The organism is Helicobacter bilis ATCC 51630 (genome assembly GCF_000686565.1).
GTDB lineage: Bacteria > Campylobacterota > Campylobacteria > Campylobacterales > Helicobacteraceae > Helicobacter_A > Helicobacter_A bilis.
In genome coordinates this window covers 45,819-67,971 of the sequence record NZ_KK365988.1, presented here as the reverse complement: position 1 = coordinate 67,971, position 22,153 = coordinate 45,819, and the positions used below count along the sequence as shown (strand labels likewise).

Annotated in this window: 20 protein-coding genes and 1 pseudogene; 4 read left to right on the top strand and 17 right to left on the bottom strand. The window is 35.4% G+C overall.

The genetic code is table 11. The annotated features are described in order from the left end of the window. Nucleotides 1-7 precede the first annotated feature (7 nt). On the top strand, nucleotides 8-2,575 hold the full coding sequence (acnB, locus tag T368_RS0111990) for a bifunctional aconitate hydratase 2/2-methylisocitrate dehydratase (protein WP_027338526.1): 2,568 nt from the start codon (nucleotides 8-10) through the stop codon (nucleotides 2,573-2,575). A gap of 530 nt (nucleotides 2,576-3,105) precedes the next feature. Here the strand turns inward: acnB and T368_RS0111985 are convergent. The 6 genes from T368_RS0111985 to T368_RS0111960 form a co-directional block, all read right to left on the bottom strand. Continuing rightward, the gene (locus T368_RS0111985; RefSeq protein WP_005217884.1) at nucleotides 3,106-3,534 is read right to left on the bottom strand and encodes a bactofilin family protein; all 429 of its coding nucleotides are present in this window, start codon (nucleotides 3,532-3,534) and stop codon (nucleotides 3,106-3,108) included. Beyond that, entirely contained in the window at nucleotides 3,465-4,409 is a 945-nt protein-coding gene (locus T368_RS0111980; protein WP_004086781.1) for a M23 family metallopeptidase, read from the bottom strand. Before T368_RS0111980 ends, T368_RS0111985 begins: the two co-directional genes overlap by 70 nt. Then, on the bottom strand, nucleotides 4,409-5,521 hold the full coding sequence (locus T368_RS0111975; protein ID WP_004086780.1) for a M23 family metallopeptidase: 1,113 nt from the start codon (nucleotides 5,519-5,521) through the stop codon (nucleotides 4,409-4,411). Before T368_RS0111975 ends, T368_RS0111980 begins: the two co-directional genes overlap by 1 nt. Before the next feature lie 8 nt (nucleotides 5,522-5,529). Next, nucleotides 5,530-6,780, bottom strand: coding sequence for a Mur ligase family protein (locus T368_RS14265; protein WP_004086779.1), 1,251 nt, complete (start codon nucleotides 6,778-6,780; stop codon nucleotides 5,530-5,532). A gap of 139 nt (nucleotides 6,781-6,919) precedes the next feature. Continuing rightward, a complete protein-coding gene (locus T368_RS0111965) occupies nucleotides 6,920-8,401 on the bottom strand; it encodes a midas domain-containing protein (RefSeq protein ID WP_004086778.1) in 1,482 nt (493 codons plus the stop codon). Nucleotides 8,402-8,493: 92 nt separating this feature from the next. Beyond that, complete coding sequence (locus T368_RS0111960) at nucleotides 8,494-9,135, bottom strand: hypothetical protein (RefSeq protein ID WP_004086777.1); 642 nt, start codon at nucleotides 9,133-9,135, stop codon at nucleotides 8,494-8,496. Between the two features lie 392 nt (nucleotides 9,136-9,527). Between T368_RS0111960 and T368_RS0111955 the strand changes: the two genes are divergently transcribed. Both T368_RS0111955 and T368_RS0111950 read left to right on the top strand, forming a co-directional pair. Then, a complete protein-coding gene (locus T368_RS0111955; protein WP_004086774.1) occupies nucleotides 9,528-9,767 on the top strand; it encodes a DUF2443 family protein in 240 nt (79 codons plus the stop codon). A gap of 54 nt (nucleotides 9,768-9,821) precedes the next feature. Next, nucleotides 9,822-10,490 carry a hypothetical protein gene (locus tag T368_RS0111950; protein ID WP_004086772.1) on the top strand — a complete coding sequence of 223 codons (669 nt, stop codon included), beginning with the start codon at nucleotides 9,822-9,824 and terminating at the stop codon, nucleotides 10,488-10,490. 314 nt (nucleotides 10,491-10,804) lie between these two features. On the opposite strand, the gene T368_RS0111945 is transcribed toward T368_RS0111950, so the two are convergent. From T368_RS0111945 to fliP, 4 genes are all read right to left on the bottom strand, one after another. Further along, nucleotides 10,805-11,077 carry a hypothetical protein gene (locus T368_RS0111945; RefSeq protein WP_004086770.1) on the bottom strand — a complete coding sequence of 91 codons (273 nt, stop codon included), beginning with the start codon at nucleotides 11,075-11,077 and terminating at the stop codon, nucleotides 10,805-10,807. 107 nt (nucleotides 11,078-11,184) lie between these two features. Beyond that, nucleotides 11,185-12,063, bottom strand: a complete 879-nt coding sequence (locus T368_RS0111940) for a hypothetical protein (protein WP_004086767.1) — start codon at nucleotides 12,061-12,063, stop codon at nucleotides 11,185-11,187. A 6-nt stretch (nucleotides 12,064-12,069) separates the two neighbouring features. Then, a complete protein-coding gene (locus tag T368_RS0111935) occupies nucleotides 12,070-12,756 on the bottom strand; it encodes a hypothetical protein (protein WP_004086765.1) in 687 nt (228 codons plus the stop codon). Between the two features lie 102 nt (nucleotides 12,757-12,858). Beyond that, a complete protein-coding gene (fliP, locus tag T368_RS0111930; RefSeq protein WP_004086763.1) occupies nucleotides 12,859-13,686 on the bottom strand; it encodes a flagellar type III secretion system pore protein FliP in 828 nt (275 codons plus the stop codon). Nucleotides 13,687-13,968: 282 nt separating this feature from the next. Between fliP and hsrA the strand changes: the two genes are divergently transcribed. Continuing rightward, nucleotides 13,969-14,634, top strand: coding sequence for a homeostatic response regulator transcription factor HsrA (gene hsrA, locus T368_RS0111925; protein ID WP_004086761.1), 666 nt, complete (start codon nucleotides 13,969-13,971; stop codon nucleotides 14,632-14,634). 351 nt (nucleotides 14,635-14,985) lie between these two features. Here hsrA and T368_RS0111920 read toward each other — a convergent pair whose 3' ends face one another. From T368_RS0111920 to T368_RS16060, 7 genes and pseudogenes are all read right to left on the bottom strand, one after another. Further along, on the bottom strand, nucleotides 14,986-15,483 hold the full coding sequence (locus T368_RS0111920) for an adenylyl-sulfate kinase (RefSeq protein ID WP_004086759.1): 498 nt from the start codon (nucleotides 15,481-15,483) through the stop codon (nucleotides 14,986-14,988). Nucleotide 15,484: 1 nt separating this feature from the next. Next, complete coding sequence (locus T368_RS0111915; RefSeq protein WP_004086757.1) at nucleotides 15,485-16,255, bottom strand: phosphocholine cytidylyltransferase family protein; 771 nt, start codon at nucleotides 16,253-16,255, stop codon at nucleotides 15,485-15,487. Further along, nucleotides 16,252-17,190, bottom strand: a complete 939-nt coding sequence (locus T368_RS16990) for a gamma-glutamyl-gamma-aminobutyrate hydrolase family protein (RefSeq protein ID WP_004086756.1) — start codon at nucleotides 17,188-17,190, stop codon at nucleotides 16,252-16,254. Before T368_RS16990 ends, T368_RS0111915 begins: the two co-directional genes overlap by 4 nt. Nucleotides 17,191-17,216: 26 nt before the next feature. After that, nucleotides 17,217-20,132 (bottom strand): PEP-utilizing enzyme, encoded by a 2,916-nt coding sequence (locus tag T368_RS0111905; RefSeq protein WP_004086754.1) that lies wholly within the window; start codon nucleotides 20,130-20,132, stop codon nucleotides 17,217-17,219. Nucleotides 20,133-20,159: 27 nt separating this feature from the next. After that, entirely contained in the window at nucleotides 20,160-20,927 is a 768-nt protein-coding gene (locus T368_RS0111900; protein ID WP_004086752.1) for a class I SAM-dependent methyltransferase, read from the bottom strand. A 57-nt stretch (nucleotides 20,928-20,984) separates the two neighbouring features. Further along, nucleotides 20,985-21,837, bottom strand: a pseudogene (locus T368_RS14260) (class I SAM-dependent methyltransferase). 124 nt (nucleotides 21,838-21,961) lie between these two features. Beyond that, nucleotides 21,962-22,153 (bottom strand): hypothetical protein (locus T368_RS16060; RefSeq protein ID WP_027338524.1); only part of this gene is annotated, 192 nt, incomplete at its 5' end.

The window sequence follows — 22,153 nt, the reverse complement described above, 5'->3', positions numbered from 1 at the left end:
CATGGGTATGGAAAATTTTGTGAAAGAATATGAAAACAATGTTGCAGAAAGAAGTAAGGAGGGTGTGCCACCACTAGCTTTAAATGTCGCACAGACAAAGCAGGTAATTGGGATTCTAAAAGGTAGTGATGAAACTAACAAGGCTTTTTGTAAAGATTTACTTGCTAATCGCATTAATCCGGGCGTTGATGATTCTGCAAGGCTTAAGGCAGAGTTTTTAGGCAATATCGCAAATGGCACAGAAAAATGCAGTGTAATAAATAGTATAGAAGCTACAAAGCTACTTGGCACAATGCTTGGCGGATATAATGTCCCCTATCTTGTTAAGCTTATAGAATCTAGTGATAGTGCGGTTGCAAAAGAAGCAGCAAATGCGCTTAAACATACGCTTTTAGTCTATGATACATTTGATACTATCGCAAATATGAGTAAGACAAACGCCCTTGCAAAAGAGATTATAGAATCTTGGGCGAATGCAGAGTGGTTTCTCTCAAAGCCGAAATTGCAAGATGAAATCAAACTTGTTGTATTAAAGATTGATGGCGAAACAAATACTGATGACTTAAGTCCCGCAAGTGATGCTTTTACGCGAAGTGATATTCCCTTGCATGCTAAAGCCATGCTAAAAAGTCGCATAGAAAACTATGAATCTCGCATAGAAAACATTAAAAAAATCGCAAAAGATAATAACGCAAGCGTAGTATATGTAGGCGATGTCGTAGGCACTGGAAGCAGTCGAAAATCTGCTTGCAACTCTATCGTATGGCATTTTGGCAATGAGATTCCTTATGTGCCAAATAAAAAGAGTGGTGGCTTTGTTATCGGCAGTATTATTGCCCCTATTTTCTTTGCGACATGTGAGGATAGCGGCTGTTTGCCTATCATTGCTAATGTGGATTCTTTAAAAGAAGGCGATGTTATTACACTAAAGCCTTATAGTGGTGAGATTCTAAAAGATTCTAAAGTGGTAAGCACATTTAGCTTAAGCCCTGTTACTATCATTGATGAAATCCGAGCAGGTGGGAGAATCCCCCTTATTATTGGAAGAGGCTTAACAAATAGGGCAAGAAAGTTTTTAGGCTTAGAAGAATCAAAAGAGTTTGCACAAGCAGAAAAACCACAGAAAAGCACAAAAGGCTACACTCTAGCGCAAAAAATGGTAGGTATCGCATGTGGCAAAGATGGGGTAAGACCGGGTGAGTATTGTGAACCAAAAGCAACAACGGTTGGCTCTCAAGATACCACCGGTGCGATGACAAGAGATGAGGTAAAAGAGTTGGCAAGTCTTAAATTTAGTGCTGATTTTGTTATGCAAAGCTTCTGTCATACTGCAGCTTATCCAAAACCAGCTGATGTAAGCTTGCAGGCTACTTTACCAGACTTTATGACAAGTCGCGGTGGTGTTGCCCTGCGTCCAAAAGATGGCGTTATTCACTCTTGGCTAAATAGATTCTGTTTGCCAGATACAGTTGGCACAGGTGGAGATTCTCACACTCGCTTTCCTATTGGGATAAGTTTCCCTGCGGGTAGTGGGCTTGTCGCATTTGCCGCAGTTACAGGGTCTATGCCGCTTAATATGCCAGAATCTGTTTTAGTGCGTTTTAAAGGGAAGCTAAATCCGGGCATTACGCTAAGAGATTTGGTGAATGCTATCCCTTATTATGCGATTAAGCAAGGGCTTTTAACCGTGCCAAAACAAAATAAGAAGAATATTTTTAGCGGTAGGATTCTAGAGATTGAGGGACTTGAAGATATTAAGGTGGAACAAGCCTTTGAGCTAAGCGATGCAAGTGCGGAGAGAAGTGCAGCAGCTTGCACCATTACGCTGAATAAAGAGCCTATTATTGAATATTTAGAATCTAATATTGCCCTTATTGATGCGATGATAAAAGATGGCTATGGCAGTGCAGAAACACTGAAAAGAAGAGCAGAGAAAATGCGAGAATGGATTAATAATCCTGTGCTATTAAGAGCGGATAAAGACGCGGAATATGCAGCAATTATTGAGATTGATTTAAATGAGATTAAAGATCCTATCCTTGCATGTCCTAATGACCCAGATGATGTAGCAACTTTGAGTGAGATTCTAGCTGATCCAAAACGACCAAAAAATATTGATGAAGTCTTTATTGGTAGCTGTATGACAAATATTGGACATTTTAGGGCGTTTGGTGAGATTATGAAAAATGAGGGGCAAAGCGTTACTAGAACTTGGCTTGTGCCACCGACAAAAATGGATTCTAAGCAGTTAAGCGATGAGGGATATTTCTCTCTCTTTGGTGCGGCGGGTGCTAGGATTGAAGTGCCGGGCTGTAGTCTTTGCATGGGGAATCAAGCTCGTGTAAAAGATAATGCAGTAGTATTCTCTACATCAACTAGAAACTTTGATAACCGCATGGGTAAAGGCGCACAAGTTTATCTAGGCAGTGCGGAGCTAGGGGCAGTATGTGCGAAGCTTGGTCGCTTACCAGAGCTTAAAGAGTATCTAGAAATTGTGCCACAAAAACTAGGCGAGAATACAAACAAAGTGTATAAATACTTAGAGTTTGATAAGATAAAAGATTTTGCTTTGTAAGGTATTTTGTTGTTTTGAAGTTTTGCGGGGTGTTGCAAGATTGCATACTCTGCCGCAAGGCTTTACATATTATTTATTCTGCATTTTTCTACTATACAAAGTTTTCTAGCGAGATGGGCTTAGAAAGCTTTGTTTGTGAAACCTTTTATTCTTAATAGAATCTAGTTTCTAGCTTACCAACCAAAAACTCTAACTTCCAATAAAGTTATAGCTATTTTCAAGCGTTATATTCGTTAAAAACTATGGGAATTCCATTGTTGAAAAATAAGGATATGAAATCTAAATTTGCATAGAGTAGTATAACATAAAAGGTTGCTGCCGTAATAGGCATATCCACCAATGACAAGTGTTATAATAACTGGGGCTTTATATATTGCATATAAAAACTATACAAGACTAATCTCATACATGTGAAGCAGTAGATAAAGATATATAAATGTATCAAACTGCAACCTATCTTACAAGACATACTATGCCTAAATATCTAGATTCCAATACTAAGGCTCACTTGCAAACAAGCTGTGCATATATCACTTTTTTAGCTCAATGCTAGATTGTGGTTTTTGTGCGTCACTTAATAGCTTTACATCTTTATTATTGTTGCTTTTAGATTGTCCAAGGAACATACCTTTCTTCTCAATCACAAGCTCATCTGATGTGATTGTGCCTTCCAATCTGCCATTTGCTAGAATCTCAATCGCCTTTGCCTCGACATTGCCTGTAATCTTGCCACTCACAATAACCTTTTGCGCGAAAACATCGCCTATAATAATTCCAGTTTTACCCACCATGACGGTATTTTTAGAGTGGATAACACCTTCAAACTCTCCATCTGTGTGAAAATGGCAATCTGTGTGTATCTCGCCTTTAAACTTCGTATTGACTGCAATTATTGTTGCAGCGCCTCCTGTTGTTTCCTTCCCATTAGATTGTTTATTATCTGAAGCAAAGAATGCCATGATATTCTCCTTTCTCTTTCAAAAATAAGGTCAAAATTTTGCATGTTCCAATGCACGAAATTCATAGGATCAATAGGTTGCCCTAAAAATCGTATTTCATAGTGCAAGTGGGGACCCGTACTAGCTCCTGAAGAGCCAGTAAGCGCCACCAGCTGCCCTTTTTTTACAAACTGCCCCCTTTGCACCTTAATATCATTTAAATGTGCATAATATGTCCTAAATCCAAATGAATGGGAAATCTTTACAAGTTTCCCATAACCACCATTTCCGCTACTACTCGCCCAATCTACAACACCATCAGCAGTTGCATATACAGGCGTATTCATTGGAGCTACCATATCAGCCCCAGTATGTATATGATAAATGTGTAAAATAGGGTGATAACGCTTCCCATAGGGAGCAGACAAACGATAGTCGATATTAATGGGGCTACCATTAGGGATAAATTTCATAATAAAAGTTTTTTGCAACGCAGTAATTGAAGCCGTATCCATTCTATCCAATAGATTTAGGTCAGCATTATCTAATAAGGCTATTGTATCTGTTAGATTTTTATTCGTGCCAACAACATTTTCTATATCTTCAAATCTATCGCCAACAAGGGCAATTTCCTCATCTTTTTCTTGCAATACTTCATTTAGCTTCTCGTTGTGTTGTTGCATACTTGCAAATTCACTCATAAGATGAGTATGTCTTAATTGCATATTATATATTTCTTTCCGTATCACAACAATACTGATATAGGCAAACAAGCCTAAAGTAAGTAAAAAGACGAATAAATACGCACCAACTTGGCGAAATATCATATCAACATTAATAAACTTCGATCCATTTAAATCTGTAATCATAATGACAAGACGCTTATTTGCATTCATCACATACCGCCTTGTTTTGCTTCTGCATATCGTTGTGATGTAATATTGCTTACAGAATCTTGCATATTGTTAGGATTGCGTGTAACTTTAGAATCTAATGATTCTTTTGTAATATTTAATCTTTCTTTTTGTTGCGAATTTCCTTCATCAAGGGCAAAATGAGAAGACATATCATTAAGCTTTGCAATATCGTTTAACGCCCACATAAGACTATGCATATCTATATTTGCATTTTTTTCAACATTAAAAATAGATTGAAAATTCTGCGTATCCCAATCAATAAAGGATAGTGTATCTAAACCTTGACTTAGGAATCTCACTTCATAATACAAGCTTGTATGATTTTTGCCCGGGCTTGAAGTCGTATAGCCTATAATATCACCCCTACTTACAAAATCGCCAACTTTTACCGCTATCCTATCAAGGTTTGTATAAGCACTACTAAAACCTAACACATGCGAAAGTCTTACGATATTGCCATATCCATATCTTTGATTGCCATCGCGTGTAGATTCTACCAAGCCATCAGCTGTTGCATACACCGGCTCACTTTTGCTTGTATAATAGTCATATCCTGTATTGCCACCATGCGTTTGGATTGCTGCATATTGCATATCAATTAACCCATAATCCCTTGCATTTCTCTTTGTTTTATGCTTCATTTCAAACATAGTGAGTGGATTGCCATTTGGGATAATCTGCAAGATGGTTGCTTTTTGTGTGTCTGGAAGTGCTTGCAAGTCTATATGACTAATCTTAGTTTTATCGTTGTTAAAAGAGTTAAAATTTACCATTTTTTCTAAATCTGCAACCCTATCACGCATAGCTTGCAACTCTTCTGTTTTGCTTTGTATATCATCTTGTAAAAAAGCATTTTGCTGATACATGTCTTGAAATGCTTGATAAGATTCTTGCTTTGCAGTGTTAATATCATCAAGCTGTTCTATAAAAGAAGACATGGCAAAATAGCCAAGCACAATCACTACGCACAATATAACGCCACCATACATGACGACTTTTTGCATAACCTTTGCCATTGTAAATTGCTTTGAACCATTTTCATCAACTATTGTAATGGTTAAAGTCTGCTTGATTTTGCCTGTATCTTCCATACTACCTACTACCCATCATAGCATTGCTTTCCATGCGTATCGCTAAACCACAGCAAAAACTGCTCCACAAGTGAAAAGCTTCCAAAAATTAAGTATTTGTTATCTTTGCGTAAAACTTTCTCTGATTCTATCAATTTTTTTGGCAATAAGTCAAGTTTAGTTTTATAAGGGCAAAAAAAGCTATAAGGTATAGACATGGAATCTAAAATATTTTCCATTTCTTTAAAATCTATTATGCGCGGATTTTCTACCATAAAAATTATTATTTCACTCATATATTCTTTAAAAATACTTAGAATTTCTCTAATCTCTTTGTCTTTATAGCTATTGTAAATAAGCACAAAGGGCATATTGTTAAAATATGATTTTGCAGCAGAAATAGCAGCATTTGCTGCCATAGTATTATGTCCTACATCAACGACAACATTTGGCAATATAGCATGGAATCTGCCGATAATGTCTAGCTTATTTTTCAGTAAAGGAATGTTGAGTTTTCTTAGCACAAGAGAAGCTAGAGCTAGATTCTCTAACAAAAAATATGGAATCTTATGTATATCACTATAAGTCTTTATCTCTTCTGTATGCAAATCCTCTTCACATAAATAAGTAATACTTTGTGGCAGGATACGCTTTAGCTCCGTATCATTGACATAAACACTGATATTTTTTATATTTTCTATGAGTTTTAACACCTCTTTTTCTTGAAAATGTGTAAAAATATCACCCTGTGCCGCACGAAGTTTTGTTAATGCGATAGATTCTAAGGTGTTACCTAGCATTTCTTTGTGATCAAGTCCTATGCGAGTAAAAATGCTTATATCATAGCGTAAAATAGAAGTGCTATCAAACTCACCGCCAACCCCGGCTTCCATCACAAGATAATCACAATCTTGCCCCAAAACAAGTGCTAAAAATGTAGCGTATTCAAAGTAACTAGCTTCTTGTATAAAAGAAAATTGCTGTAAAAAGTTATGCGCATCAAGTAATGCCTGAATGCTTACAATGCTATTGTTTGTATAGAATCTCTCTTTAAAATCAAATACATGCGGTGATGTAAAATGCAAAACTTTATATCCAGATTCTATAATGCTTTGTGTGATAAACCTCCCTGTGCTACCTTTGCCATTTGTGCCAATAATATGGATATTATAGCTATTTAAACGCAAATGAGGCTGTAACAATAAAAATAGCTTTTTTGCTCTTTTGGGATCAAAGACCGCATATTCTTGTGCTTTGGAATCCATGTATTGATATATCATTTTAGCCCTTTTGTTGTGCTATTTTTGCCAAAAAGTGTATTCTAGTATGTTTATGTAGGGATTGCCAAATAAGTATATAAGATTCCATTAATATCATATTAGAATCTATTTTTGCGATAAAGTTTATGATATTCACTCATTATACAAACACATCAATGACTTGTTCTTTATTTTCTTCTTCTGCAGTTTTGTTTGGTGTGGTATTGTCTTTTGTTTCTGTGTTAGCAACTTTTTCTTTTGCATCATTTGCTTTATTGCTTGTGGATTCGGTAGAATCGCCCTTTTGCTCAGCATCTATTTTTGTGGAATCTTGCTTTACAGAATCTTGTGCTGCAATTTTGTTTTCATTGCTACTAGTTTCCTTGTCGTCTGTATTATCAGCTTGAGTGTCAGTCTGTTTGTTTTGTGAATCTTGCTTAGTTTCATCTTTTGTGGACGTCTCTTTTGTAGATTCTGTTGCAGCACTCGTTGTTTCTGTGTTATCTTGCTTATTTGTGCTGCTATCATCTACTTTTACAACTACTTCTTCTTTAGAATCTTTTGCCTTAGTATCTTGTGTTGCTGTGCCTGCAGCATTCCCTTCTTCTTTGACTTCATTACTCAAACTTTTTTCGCTAGATTCTTTAGAGATATTAGAATCTTCTTTTGTAGATTCTATGCTGGTAGCATTCGTGCTATTATTAGGTTCTGTATTTTTAGATTTCGCAGTATCAGATTCCATTGTATTAGAATCGGTGCTAGATTGAGTATCATTTGGTGTAGCGATTGTATCTTCTGTATTTTTAGCATTAGATTCTGTGCTATCTTGCGGTGTAAGGCTTCCTGCTTTATTTGAATCCTGTGTTAATGTTTCATTATCTTGGCTTGTAGTTGCAGTATTTTGTACTGCAGATGAATCTTGTGCTGCAGAAACTGGTGAAACACTAGGCATAGCTTGCTGTTGTGCTATTTCTGCTAATGCACTTGCTAAGCTTGGGGTTGCTTGGGCTGCTTTGAGTCCTGCATTTACCTCTTTTTGCTGCAAACGCACATTACGCAAATTCTCCATAGATAGCCATCTGCTTTTATTAATCTTATCGATTTTTTCTTGTAGCTTTTGGACATTTTCTTCTATCTGTCTGCTTAAACGATTGATATTATCAGAAAATATATTGATAGAGTGTTCATCTCGCAAATTCAACGCACTCATATCCTTTTTCCCTAAATCAAGGATAATCCCATCTTTTGCGTAATCCATTGTAAAAACATTTTTATGATTCAGCGTTGCTTTACTTAAAATATCTTTAATTTGCTGTGTTGCCTCATAGCGTTGTTGCAACATTGTATCATCGACTGGCGCCCAAGCATCATTTTTCTCTGTTTTATAATTACTCTTTATATCTTTTGAAATGCTTTGCACATCGCTTAAGCTTTTTCTTGCAACCTGCAAGGCTTTCAGCGTATTTAGCATGTCATTTACTTGTGTATCATACGCTGGATCATCATCTGTGGCTACAATATCAGTGGTGGGAATCTCATCAATAATGCTAAAAGTCTTTTGTATGTCTGCAAACTTTAAAGAATCATTTGCTACTGGTATTTTTTGCAATATAATAGGCGCTCCATCTACATTGATAGCCATGAAAAACTCCATTTTTAAATTCTAAAGACTATCAAAGCAAAACTTATTCCTAAACTTTTAACACCTTGAATAAGCATACATCTTACTTTGCTCTAGTGTAGCGAGTTATGATATTGCGTTACATGAAAAGTTTCTGGTAGATACATCGCATCACTTATTTCATAAATAAGTTTATGAAAAGCTTGCATGACATCTTGACTATACTGAAAAGTTTCTCCATTGATAATAATACTGCCGTTTCTATCATAGAAATCGCCTAACTCTATGCTTGTAAGGATATTTTGATCCTTCTCATCAAGCTTGTAATAGATTACTATTTGCGGATATATATAAGTTTGTCTTGTGCTAGGCATAAGGTGTATAGATTCTAAAGTATGTAATGTCGGCGAATATTGATAAGGCTGAAGCACAAAGTGTAGTAAGCCACTATCACCCCTGCGACACCCTTGCATTAAAGCCTCTTTTGTAGGATAAACATAATGGGTCATATCAGCAATAGCACAAACTTCCATAATTACAGGCATGGTAGGCATAAGCACATTTTGCTTTGGTGCTTTTGTGGCATAATACTCCCAGCTTTCTGGCAAACCAGTTGTATGATTTTGCATTAAGGCTGGTGGCTCTTGTAAAACATGTGATTTTAGTGAAAAATCTGGTGCATAAGGTATCTCTGCATAAAGCACACCACTCCATATCGTAGCACTTGCAATCATGCATTTCAAAATATTTTTCATGTTTGTTCCTTTCTATAAAGTAATGCCCTTAGAATCTAGTTTCCTATGTATGTTGAGCATTAGGCAAAATATCTCTTTCATACTCTCAGCTAGAGATTTTACTGCGTTCAGTATAACAACCGCTAGATTCCATATAATCTCCAAAAAGCTTGACTTTAAACATAAGGTAGCATTTTTTAGAATTCACAATGAGACATTTTGCATTATGTTTAACACAATAGCAAACAGAGTTCATAATCGGCGATTATTGTAAAAATTGAATTTTACCATGTCCCTATCATACCGAATGAATAACACAATATTAATTATGATATATTTTCATAGTGCCTATATGCAATATTTATTTGACAAAAACTTGTTACAATAATGCAAAGTTTCTTAAAGGGGAAAATATGTTTGAACGCATTAATCAAATCATAAAAAATATTGAAAATATTCAAGATGAGATTACGATCGCATTAAATATGGCAAAGATTAGCCTTGAAGATTACATTATGATTAAACGCGGTAGTTTGGATATTCCAGAGCATTTAAATATGAGCTTGTTTGCAGCAGTTGATGAACAAGTTATGGCATTAAAAAAAGAAATTGATGTATTGAATAAATTGAAAAAAGAATGGTTCGTGTATTAATTATTATATTTTTCTAAAGTTCTTAATTTCGAAATAATGGAATAGTGGATTATTATGAAGCTCATAGAGATTCTATATTCACTACTTATTGCAAGCATACTTGCTTCAAGTGCTTGGTTTGCCTATTCTTTTTCTCTGCCAAATAATACAAGGGCAGCTCTCACTACGCTTTATGCGATAAAACATACAAGAATGTTATCTTTAATCGATCACTCAAAATTAGGTTACATAGGATTTGGCGATATTTATTCGTTTGCTCGTGTAGATTCTAAACGATTGTTGCAAAATAATGCACCTTTTTATTGGCAGTTACAATTTCATACAAGTGGGGTTTATACAAAAAATAGTCTGTCAATTTACAGGGATACGCCGCGTTTTGCAAATACGACTGACTTTGATAAGCGTCCCCTTGCAGGCGATATTGTCGCATTGCATATTGGCACGACACAATGTTTGAGCGGTTATAACAACACAAATATCACAGGATTTTGCAAGGATAATGCACTTTTTGATTTTAGACTGCATGAAAGCACAAGATTGCAAACTTTAACACTGCGATCCCCTACTACTTGTCAAGAAAGAGATACTTTTCGCTTCTACTTTGATGATTTTAGCAAAGTATTATGCGGACAGAGACTACATACACCAAATAGCTTACAAAGGATTCTTGTGGGCAATATGATGATATTTATTGAGCCAAAAACTGGATATGCTTTTTTGTAGTTTAATGCACCAATATTATGTCTAGTAAAATCTGCAAGGCTATTATTGTCTGATGATAACTTTTATGTGATAGATTCTATAAGGTCTTATTGATGTATTCATGGGTAAAATACAGGATTAGAATCTATTTTACATTAGCTAATCCTTATGTATGCATAATAATTAAGTATCCCTATCTTAATTTGTAAGTATGAAGTATTTATGATTTATGCTCAAAAAAACCTCTCTCAACCATCTCACCCCAATATTAAATATGTATTGACTATACTATGCGTTTCGTCCATAAATATAGGCATTAAGCAACATCATAGCAATCATTCACAAACTCTCTGCCACTCATATTGCCTTGTAGATTCATTATATACTTGTGCTTGATGGCATGAAGTTGTGCCTAAAGGTGGGAGTTGTGGAGATTCTAAAGGTTCTAGACTCGGTGGAGGGATAGGGCATACTCTGGGTGTGCATACAGGACGAACTTCATAGGCATTACTGCATATTGCTTCTACATTGCCATTTACACAAAGACAATCACATTTTGCATATAAGCAACTAAACACAAAGATACTGGATAATAATACTATTCTCATAAAAACCCCTTAAAATATCGATCTATAATAAGTATCAGGTGCAACAAACCAAAAATCCCATTTTATAATATTTTTTATAATGTCGAACATATAAAATGTTAGTTTGCTTAGTTGGCATAGTCTAAAAGCATTTCTATATCACTAAACGATAGATAACTAAGGCTTAGATTGTATTGTTGCATAACGTTAAAAAGATTGCGATTTGCTTCATTTGCGTTACTATCTATTGCGTTGATATAGGAAGTGGGTATAAATATGCCAATATTTTTAGCATGGATAGTGTGGGCTTGTCTTGCATGAGAGAGTGGGAGGAAGCCACAATATATTTGTATTTTGTTTTGCGATGAAGCAAGGCTTAGATTATTTTTTGTGTATATTTGTATGAGATTCTTATAAAAAGAGTGAAAAGTTTTAAAATCTTTTGTTATCTGTGGTAAAAAATTAGGTAAGTTATTCTGCGTTTGTGGTTTATTTTCCTGCATATTTTGTGTTTGATAAAATGGCTGCGTGATGAAATTTTGCACACCATATTGAATCTTTTTGCATAATCCATGGCTATTACGCAATGATATCTTTGACTCTAAAGCACAATAAATTTGAAGTTGTCTTAAAAAAGTAGAGTTTTTTTGCATATCTTTTAGAATCTCTAGGGCATTATAGGTGGTGAGTGGATGAGATAGTGTTGTATCGCCACTAATAATTGCTACATGAGAGATATTCAGGTATTCTAGTGATAAAAACGCACTTTGCAAGGATTCTGCGGTATGCAAGCTAGTCTTTATTGTTGGTATAAAATGGATATGCTTTCGCGTTTTAGTTTGTCTTACTAAATCCCGCAGTGTAGCAACAATGCTTAGAGAATCTGGATATGGCTTTGAGACCGGGTTTGATGGGATAAGAATATGTGTGATCGGCAAAGCATTGCATACCAAACACAAACAATCTGTATCTTGTGTGATATTTGTGGGTAGATACTCAAAAATCAAAATCTATTATTTTTGTCCAAAAGATGCAATGAGTGCTTCAATATCACTTTCACTCGCAACTTCATCATGGCTATCACCCGCAATATATGTAGCTGATGCCACGCGTTTAGAGTCATCACCCCTACCTTCAAAAAGAGAGTTCATATACTGGCTTAATGCACGCATTACATTGATAACGCGTTCTATCTTTTGTCTATGAATATCTTGATACTGCATAATATCCATAGCCTGCATACATGCGTCATTACAATCCATAGCAGAATTTTTAATATTATCATTCACCTTTGCAATCTCTTTTGTTTGCTCTAGCGAAGCGCCAAATGCCTTAATTTTAGGGAAGCTTTCAACAAGTGTAACAAGCATTTCTTCTTGGGCTTTGAGATACTCTTTGATTTTTTTAGAATCTTTTTCGATTGAAGTAGCAAGTGATCCGATATTATCAATTTGATCGAAAACTTCTGTCATTTTCACTTCAGAGTCTCTAGTTACATCATCAAGCTGATGAACGACTTTGTGCTCCTCTGTTGGTGGTGGTGGTGGCCATTTCTTATCGGCTTCTGGCTTATATGAGTTTGGATCTACAAACTCGGCTTTAATTTCTTCTTTTGTATCTTCTGTCTGCACATCATCTAAGCCTTCACCCAAAGAATCTGCGTCTTGTGCCATAAGAGAATCTAACTCTTCTTGTGTCATCAAAGCTCCTAAGTAAATTTAATATAATCTCTGCAATTATAACATATTTTTTACAATATATTCTTAACATTCAAAATGATTTTAGCACACTTGCATGTATAATTAAGAATAATTAAAAGATCGAACGAGATTCCATATCAGCAAATTAAACCCATCAACAAGCACAAAAATGAGAATCTTAAATGGCAATGAAATCATGACAGGCGGCAACATCATCATACCCATAGCCATAAGCACCGAAGCAATAACCATATCAATAACTAAAAATGGTAAATACAATAAAAAGCCGATTTGAAAAGCAGTTTTTAGCTCACTGATCATAAATGAGGGTAAGATAATACTAAGTGAAACCTTATCTATCAGGGCTTCAAATTGCTCTTTTGTCGTGATATTATCCATTTGTGGTGGCTCTTCATTGCGTATCTTATAAAATAGCGCAATATCGCTATGACGAGTATTCATAAGCATAAATTTTTTGAATGGACGCATGGTCTCTTCAAATGCTTCTTCATAGCCGATTTTTTCTTCCATATATGGCTTTATACCCACATTATAGGCATCTTTTATCACAGGTTCCATAATAAAAAAAGTAAGAATCATAGCAAGGCTAACTAATACTTGCGTTGGTGGGGATTGCTGTGTGCCTAATGCAGTGCGTAAAAATCCTAGCACGATTAAAATACGCGTAAAGCTAGTCATCATTAGCACAAGAGATGGGGCAAGTATTAAGAGAGTGAGTAATATGACAATATTTAGCGTAGTAACAAGCTGCGTTGGTGTGCTTGGTGGATTAATGCTTAAATCAACTGAAGGTATAGGCACTCCATTCAGCTTTAGCTGATTATCTGCTGGAGCGGCTAGTGCGGTATCTATAAAGCCGATAAATATAAAAATAAAAAAGCAAGATTTTAATATCTTAGATACTTTCACGCCACCCTCGTAATGTTTTAGTTGTTTTTAATTATCAGGTTAAAAAGCCAAATTGTAGCATAAAATCATGAAATTTACTCCATGCAGCTTGCATTCTATGGTTTGAGACTCTCTTTATTTTAATAGCCTTGCGTAATAGATTCTTATAATCAAATCAATTTTATAAGTTAGCTTATAAAACTATTAAGGATTATTTAATTTATGCTTAATATTTTTATAAAAAAAGTTTAAGGTTAGATTAAATAATGCTATAATTACAAGACTTTTTGCTGGGAGACTTTTATGCGTATTTTAGTTGTATATAGTAAGAAAGATGTGTTAGATAGCATATCAAGGGAGTTGGGTAAGAAAAACTATCAAGTTGATTTGGCACAAAATGTGAAAGATGGGGAATATCACATTAGTGTGCGTAGTTATGATATTGTGCTTGGTGGATGGCAGCTTTCAGATGGTGGGGCGCAAGATATTATATCTATTGTCAAGGGCAAATATCCAAAAGTTCCAGTCATTATACTTGGAGACAATGAGCCAAAGCACGAGGTCCAGTCTTTTAAATTTGGTGCCGATGATTATATAGCATATCCATTTGATAACGAAGTCTTATTAGCAAGGATTCAAGCCAGACTAAAGCTTACAGATTCTAATCTTATAGAGATTGGGGATATAGTCATTATCCCAGATGAAGAAAGGATAACATTTAAAGGTAAAGATATCGAAGTAAAAGGTAAGCCATTTGAAGTGCTTACGCATCTTGCACGACAAAGAGATCAAATCGTATCAAAAGATCAATTATTAAATGCGATTTGGGACGAGCCAGAGCTTGTAACGCCTAATGTTATTGAGGTAGCAATCAATCAAATACGACAAAGAATGGATAAGCCATTAAATATTAACACAATTGAGACGGTGAGAAGACGCGGCTATCGTTTTTGCTACCCGAAGAAATAAAATAATTGGCAATAATACAAAGTCGCAGAATGCCAAATTGCTAGATTTTGTGTCTATTTTGCTTGTCTTTCTCTGTGCTTTGTGTGAATTCTATAATCTCATTTCACTCGCTTATCTAGATGATTTTGGATTGCACCATTGTAAAACATTAAAAATCATTCACAACAAAGCTAAAGCCATGGCCTTCTAAGTCAAATATATCTCGCAGATTTGTGTTTTTGAGAATCTGGACTTCTATATTCTATTTCATATACATTACTCGGATTATCAAAGCGATCCATAACGAACTAATATATCGTATGCTCAATGTTTTTGATGTCATAGGATTCTACATGAAAATACGCATTACACTCAAAACCCTTGTGTCTTTTCTAGAATCTCATCTATTGCTTTTTTGCTATCAAAATCATCATAAAAGACTAAATCACTTTGTGTTGGGGCAACTAAGCCTTGCATAAATGCCATATTATCGACACCATCTTTATAATAGCCCTTACTATCTCTTAACCGCAAAATATCTACATTAACATTGAGATATACTTCAAGATAGTTAGTAAAATTCTCTCTATTAAACTTCCTTATAGATTCAAACATAGATATTGTAGCTAACACCACGATAAAGCCTTGTTCTACTAGCATTTTTGCTGTGCGGACATAATACATTGACATCTTTTCCCTGCCATCTTTACTATAATCTGTATTGCCTACACATTCACGCAAACTATCACCATCAAGAAAAATCGCCTTTGTATTATAAACTTCATTGATTTTTTGTATCAGTGCTTTTGCTAATGTGCTTTTCCCGCTGCCACTAAGTCCAGTAATAAATATTAGTCCGCTTTTTGTCATGCTAACCCCTTATAAAATCAATATCTAAATCGCTTTTAAAATCAATCTCACACCAATTCCCAAAAGTCTCTACCATATAAGCATTATGATAGGTATCAATGAGTAGCTGCAAAAAGCTTGTCATATACATGTTGTTAAAATCTTTAGAATCATATTCTGCATTCCTATCAAGATTCTCATAACACTCTATAACTTTTGCTAGAAAACTATGCGAGATTCTAAAAAGTCCAATGTATTGCCCTTCTATCTCGCTATAATCCTTTGGCTTTTTGCCTAATTCAATGATTTTTTCACCACAAAGCCTCAAAGTCTCTGCATCACTTAGCGGATCTTCAAATCTCAAACTCCAAAGCTTACGCCATGCTTTATCTACAACGATACCTAAGTCATAATCACATATCATAAGCTTTTTTACAATATCGCTAAAATACACAATATCTGCATAAGATACGAGTAAATCCTGCCTTTTCTCTACACATTCAAGTAAAAATTCCTTCGCACAAAAAAGCGTTGTAACCATATTTGTGTTTGCGTAGTTTTCATTTTTATAGAATCTTATATTTGTTAAACCTTTAGATTCTATATATTTTTGCAATACATCAAACTTATATCCACCAACAATGCAAACCTCTTCTATCCCCGCCTCAAACATTGCATTTAAAGCATAATCGATAATGCGTTTATCCTTGTAGCACACCATACATTTTGGCACATCTTGCGTAAGGGGCATTAGCCTTTGTCCAAATCCTGCTGCTAGAATGATTGCTTTCATTTTATGTCCTTATTATTAGAGTTTGTATAAAGTGCATTTTTCCATTTTTGAAAAACTTCGCTATTTTCCATGCCCCTCTCTCTTTCTATATGCCACATAATCCCAAAAATATTGTGAGATTTATGCTTAAAAGATTCAATGCTGTAATCTTTTGTATCGCTGCTTATTGCTAAGGCTATAAGCCCATCGCCTAACTCTGTAATAGCATAATTATGAAATGAATTTGTGATAAATCTTTGTGTAGTTTCTAGATTCTGTAAAAATTCGCCCTTGTCTATGCAATTTGAACGATTGAGTGAATTGTGATGGGTAGTCATATCGCTTAGATAACTCCTACCCCCTAATTCACTCAAAGCCTCCAAAGCCATAGCGCAATTGCTAGAATTTGTGGCTTTATTTGCGTACTCTGTTGGTGTAGATTCTAGTTTCTTTGTCTTGTTTTCTAAAACTTGCAACCCGCCTACTTTAATAGTAGATTCTAAATTCTCATTATCTTGCACCCCTACGCCCTGCACCCGCCCAAATGGTTGAGATTCTAAATTCTGTGTAACTTCATGCAACCCTACATGATTTTTACAAGGGGTAATCTGTGAGTTAAAATAATAAGCGATCATTTGTGCTCCATGACAGACCCCAAGCAAAGGGATAGAATCTTTTATACATAAATCTATAAGATTTGTCTCAAAAATATCTCTTTCCTTATTCAAAGGCGTATCATTACAAACGCTTAAATCATTCCCACCACTAAGGATAACCCCCGCAATATCAGGCAAATAAGGGGTAATATCTTGCTTATAACTTAAAGGCAACATAAGAAAATCATGCAAGTGCATCGCAAAAAACTGCCCCCAATCTATTGCTAAAGATTCTCTTATTTCATTATATTCTTTCATGCTATAAAGTCGCTGTGAAATCGCTATATATCTTTTTTTCATGCTTTACCTTAATTTATGGCATGGATTTATAAACAAATAATCTGTTCGCTTTGACAATCAATCATTATCCTTTCAGCTTTGCAATACTTTTGATACTGCTCTTCGCCTACGCCAATGACTGCTGGCATGTTTTGCTCTGAAGCCCTTATTGCCATGTGAGAGTTTGCCCCACCATAGCAAGTGATAAATCCAGCAATATTTTTTGTAAAAAGATAGTCAAAGCCCGGATCTGCTGCATAAATCAAAACGATTTTACCCTCTAAGTTAGAATCTGTATGCAAGGCTTTTAGTGCGGTGATTGACTTTTGTGTGATAAAGTTTGGCATGACCTGTTGTGTCTGAAAGGCAAAAATTTGCTCTTTTGTAGTGATTAAAGGTGGCAATTTAATCGCTAGTGTAAGATTATATTCTTCCTTATGACGAGAGATAGAATCTAAAAGCTTTTGCTTTGGGCTTTTTGAATACAGACTAGCATAAAGCGATAAAATATCATGTATATCAAGATGCGCCATATCCTCTTTTGAAATACCATAATGCTCCCCTAACTCGCCGATTAAAACAAGTGTATAAGATAAAAGCTTACTGAACTCAAACTTCGCATACTCCCTTCCCTCAATCGCAATTTTTAGAAAATGGAAAAATTCAGTAGAATCTATCTTTAATCCATGCTCTTTTAAGATTCTATCTAGCTTTTCTAGTCTATCTTTGCTTAGAGAAAATGGTATGTGTTGTGCTATCTCATGCAATTTATCAAGGTTAAAATACCGCTCAAAATCCGCATCATAACGCGGACTTAAAATATCATAACTACCTGCGCGCAAATGTCCGAATTTCTCTAAAAATGCGGCTTTGTTTTCTGCATTTAGATTCATGCTGCTTTCTGCTAGTTGCTTACTTATCGTATTTAGTGTATGTAAAAAAGCATTCTTTTCATCTTCGCTTAAAAAGCCAATGCTAACTAAAGAATTTAGCATTAAAACCGCTACAAAACCAGCCCTAGCAATACCTGCAAACGGCAATGTCCCAAGCCTTTTGCATTCCTGCAAACTCCAATAGATTTTATCGATTAAGGAATAATCAGAGTTTTTAATCTTAGTAAAGGAATCTTGCAATTTTGCTACTTTTTCTAAATCTTTTGTGTAATAGCCATTTTTTGTGTTAATAATTTGATTTGTAAGCTCTAATAAAGCAAACTCTAGTCTTTTTATCTCATTGCTATTAAAGCCATGATTAAGAAGTGTTGTAAGGCTATTTGGCGTATTAAAATCATAACATGAAAAGACTATTTCAAACTCCACTTTATCATGGAATTGTGGATTAGAATCTAGCCTTTGCAAGTAGTAATTGGCAAGTTTTGAAGCAATTTTAGAATCTAAATCTTTTGGTATAAATGAGTTAAAAGACGCCCTTACATCAATATAGGGGATACCCAAAAAAGAGTGCATAAGCGGGTGTGAATGCAAGGCTTTATAGCCATAATTATCCCTTTGATATGCCCAAATATTATCTGTTACAATCTCTTTATAAAGGCTTAGGGCTAATCGCTTAGGACGCAATCCAATGATTTCTGCTGGATTCCAATCAGGCATAACACCAAAAATAGCCCTATCGCCCAGCACATTTGGTGTCTTTTTAAGGAAACTTGTAAGCCTTTTTTGAAGTCTTGTTAGGGCATCTTGTGGCAATGCGTTAAAGAGATTGATATTTGATTTTACTAAAGGTCGCACTTGCAAGAGATAGAGTGTTTCATTATCATTTAATTTATTTTTAGAATCTTTGGTGCATTCTTGCATAGAATCTTTTTGCTTTATGCTATCTTGCTTTAAATCAAGTCGATTAGAAGTCTCTTTTATATCTTGTGAAAAAGGTTTTGCAAAAGCAAACTCAATATCAATGAAGTTATATTGCAAGAGAGATTCTAACTCTTGCATAAGAGAGATGATTTGTTTGAATCTTTTGTTGTTAGATTCTAGATTCTGCGCTAAATTTGGGTGGGCTGCGGGGTTTAGGGCGTAATTTTTAGAATCTAGATTCCGTAAAAATTCGCCCTTGTCTATACAATTTGAACGATTGGCTGAATCGGAGGGATAGTCATTATCGCTTAGATAACTCCTACCCTCTAATTCAGTCAAAGCCTCCAAAGCCATAGAGCAACTGCTAGAATTTGCGGTTTTGTTTGTGTGCTCTGTTGGTGTAGATTCTATATTCCCAGCCGCTTGGGTGGGTGCAGGGTGTAAGGGTGCAAAATTTATAGAATCCAGATTCTTGTCATATTGATCCTTTGAAAAAGGCGAAATATCCTTATTTGAATTTATTTTATCATTTAAGCTTTGATGAGATTTTATATTAGATGTTTCGCTGCACTCAACATGACAAGATTTAGATTCTAAACCCCAAGTATTTGTATCTAAAGACATGCCATCTTGGGTAAAATCGGGCATATCTCTATACTGAAAATAGCTTATTTTCTCCTTACTGCTTCCATCAGTAATGCTGCTGCTTGAGCCGCTACTATCACATTCTATACAATAATATGGACTAAAATTGTCTTTATCTACACTAAAGCCAACGCCACATAAACTAATGTGTTGCAAATATGGCTGGATTAGAATCTCATCGTTACTATTTGGCATAGAATCTGCTACTTTTCGCAATGCTTCAATAATAGCTTTCTTATCATGTGCCACAATATCTGCGATACTAAGGAATGCTCCAGCATTTGAAGTATGTTTAGAATCTTCGCTTAGTGAAGAACTGCGGATAATAAGTCTTTGTATGCCCTCACTCTTGCAAAAAGATTCTATCAGATTTAGGGCTTCTTCTAAATTCGTCTTTACTGCCTCTTTTGTGAGTATTAAAAGCGGTAAAATCTCTGCATTCTTTAGCCTGTTTTGTAGCATATAAAGATTCTTTGCCTTACTTTGAAACTCTAATTTTTGCATATTATTCCTTACATTAATTCTTTAAGCCTACACTTTTCTAGCACTCCAGCACCTTGTCGTATATTTTATGCTAAACTCACTTGGCAGGGCTTCACGCATGGCATTGCTGATATTCTCAAACAAAGCATTGCCCTCGCTTGTCTCTAAATCCCAATAAGGATTTTTCACACTTTTCCATGCGTTGATATAGTTATCTATGCTTTGATGAAAGCAGAAATCTTCCTCTAGATAGATAATATTGTCAAATAAATCTTTTCTAGATTCTATAATCTCTCTCTGGTCCTGTCGTCTCACACCTCTATCATAGTTTGGCACAAATTTCACAATCACGCTTTCTGCCTTCTCTTGTATAGGATCAGCCAAATCCCTATGATTCCACATACATGAAAAATAGCAATTTGGCTTTAAGAGTCTATGTGCTTCTTGCATGGCAAAGTTTCTATCCATCACATTAAAGCTACTCCCAAAGGTTACATAATCAAACTCGCCACTTTGTAAAGTAGAATCTATACCTGTTGCCCTAACCCAAGTGATATTTTTACCCTGCGTTCTCTCTATCCCAATCTCACGCATTGCATCATTTGGCTCAACCGCCACAACCTCTAAGCCTCTCTCTAAAAGCATAATACTCAAGTTACCACTACCCGCACCAATATCTGCTACTTTCACCTTTGCCCTACCCTCTTTTGCTAAAGAAGTGAGCATATCAATGCTTTTTGGCGCATAATTTGGTCTATAACTATAAAATTTCGCATGTTTTGTGTAATCCCATACTTGTTCTACTATTTTTTCCATCGTTTTTATCCTTACCTATCTATGCACAAAGCAAGACAAATAAGGATAACAAACGACTTATGCCTTACGCACACTCCACGCACGAATCTTGTAAGGTATCGCAATCTCATCTAGATTTGCAATCTTAGATTCAATCATGCTAAGAATTTGTTGCCATCTTTTTTGTCCTGCTTGTGCCTGAATATCATTTACAGAATGCCACGCACCCAAATACCTTTCTTTACTCATTACTTCTAGGTAGTCGCATTCCATAAAAAAGCAGTCCTTGAAATGCCCTGTTGAAACAAGGATTTCTTCCCATTTTTTCACATTTTGTGTCCCACTACTCACACGAGTAAGCTCTGGAACAATATTCTTAATTTCTGTTTCAATCTCATGGAATATCGAGCCTTCTGCTATATGACGCGGATTCCATATTGCTGTAAAATAGGCTGCCTTGTTTTGTGTAGAGGAATTTTGATAAGGTTTGCCCCCCCCCCCCATTGTCAGCGTTATTAGCCACATTATGGTAATAATTATCATCTAAGATTCTAGCAAACTCTGGCAGGGATTTTTTAGGATCAGTCCAGTGAAATGAACTCGCCATAATCACCCAATCAGCACTACTAGATTCTATACCAGTGTCTTCACCACTACCCTTACACCATGAGATATTAGAATCTTTTGTATAGTTTTTTCCTTCTTCTCTCATAGAGTCATTTGGCTCAACCGCTCTTATATTCATGCCAAAATCATCAGCTAGAATCTTTGTAAGTTTGCCTGTGCCAGCACCAACTTCTACTACTCTTAGCTTATCTAAAGGCTTATTAGTGTCATTTACACATTTTATAAGCTTGTCTAAAAGCATCACACTATATGCGGGACGATTGTGATAGTGCTTTGCCACTTCTGTAAAATCACCTTGTTTCATACCTATCCTTTTTATTAGATTTCTTTGCTTGAATGCAAAACTTTAAGAATCTTAAAATGAGTTTAGATTCTTTGCTTTACTTATGTTCCACGTTTTTTGTGTTTTATTTTGCTAAGATTGCAACTCAACCACTTGGGTAGAGTGCGGGTTTTAGAGTGTAATTTACAGCATCTAAATTCCGTATTAATTGTGAATTGTCGATATATGCAGTTTCCATGCTTTCATTTTCTTTATTTTGTGTTTGTGGGGTAATAGAAGTTGTTGTGTTTAAAGTAGGATTATTTTGTAAATCTGTGTTGTTTTGATTTAGGCTATA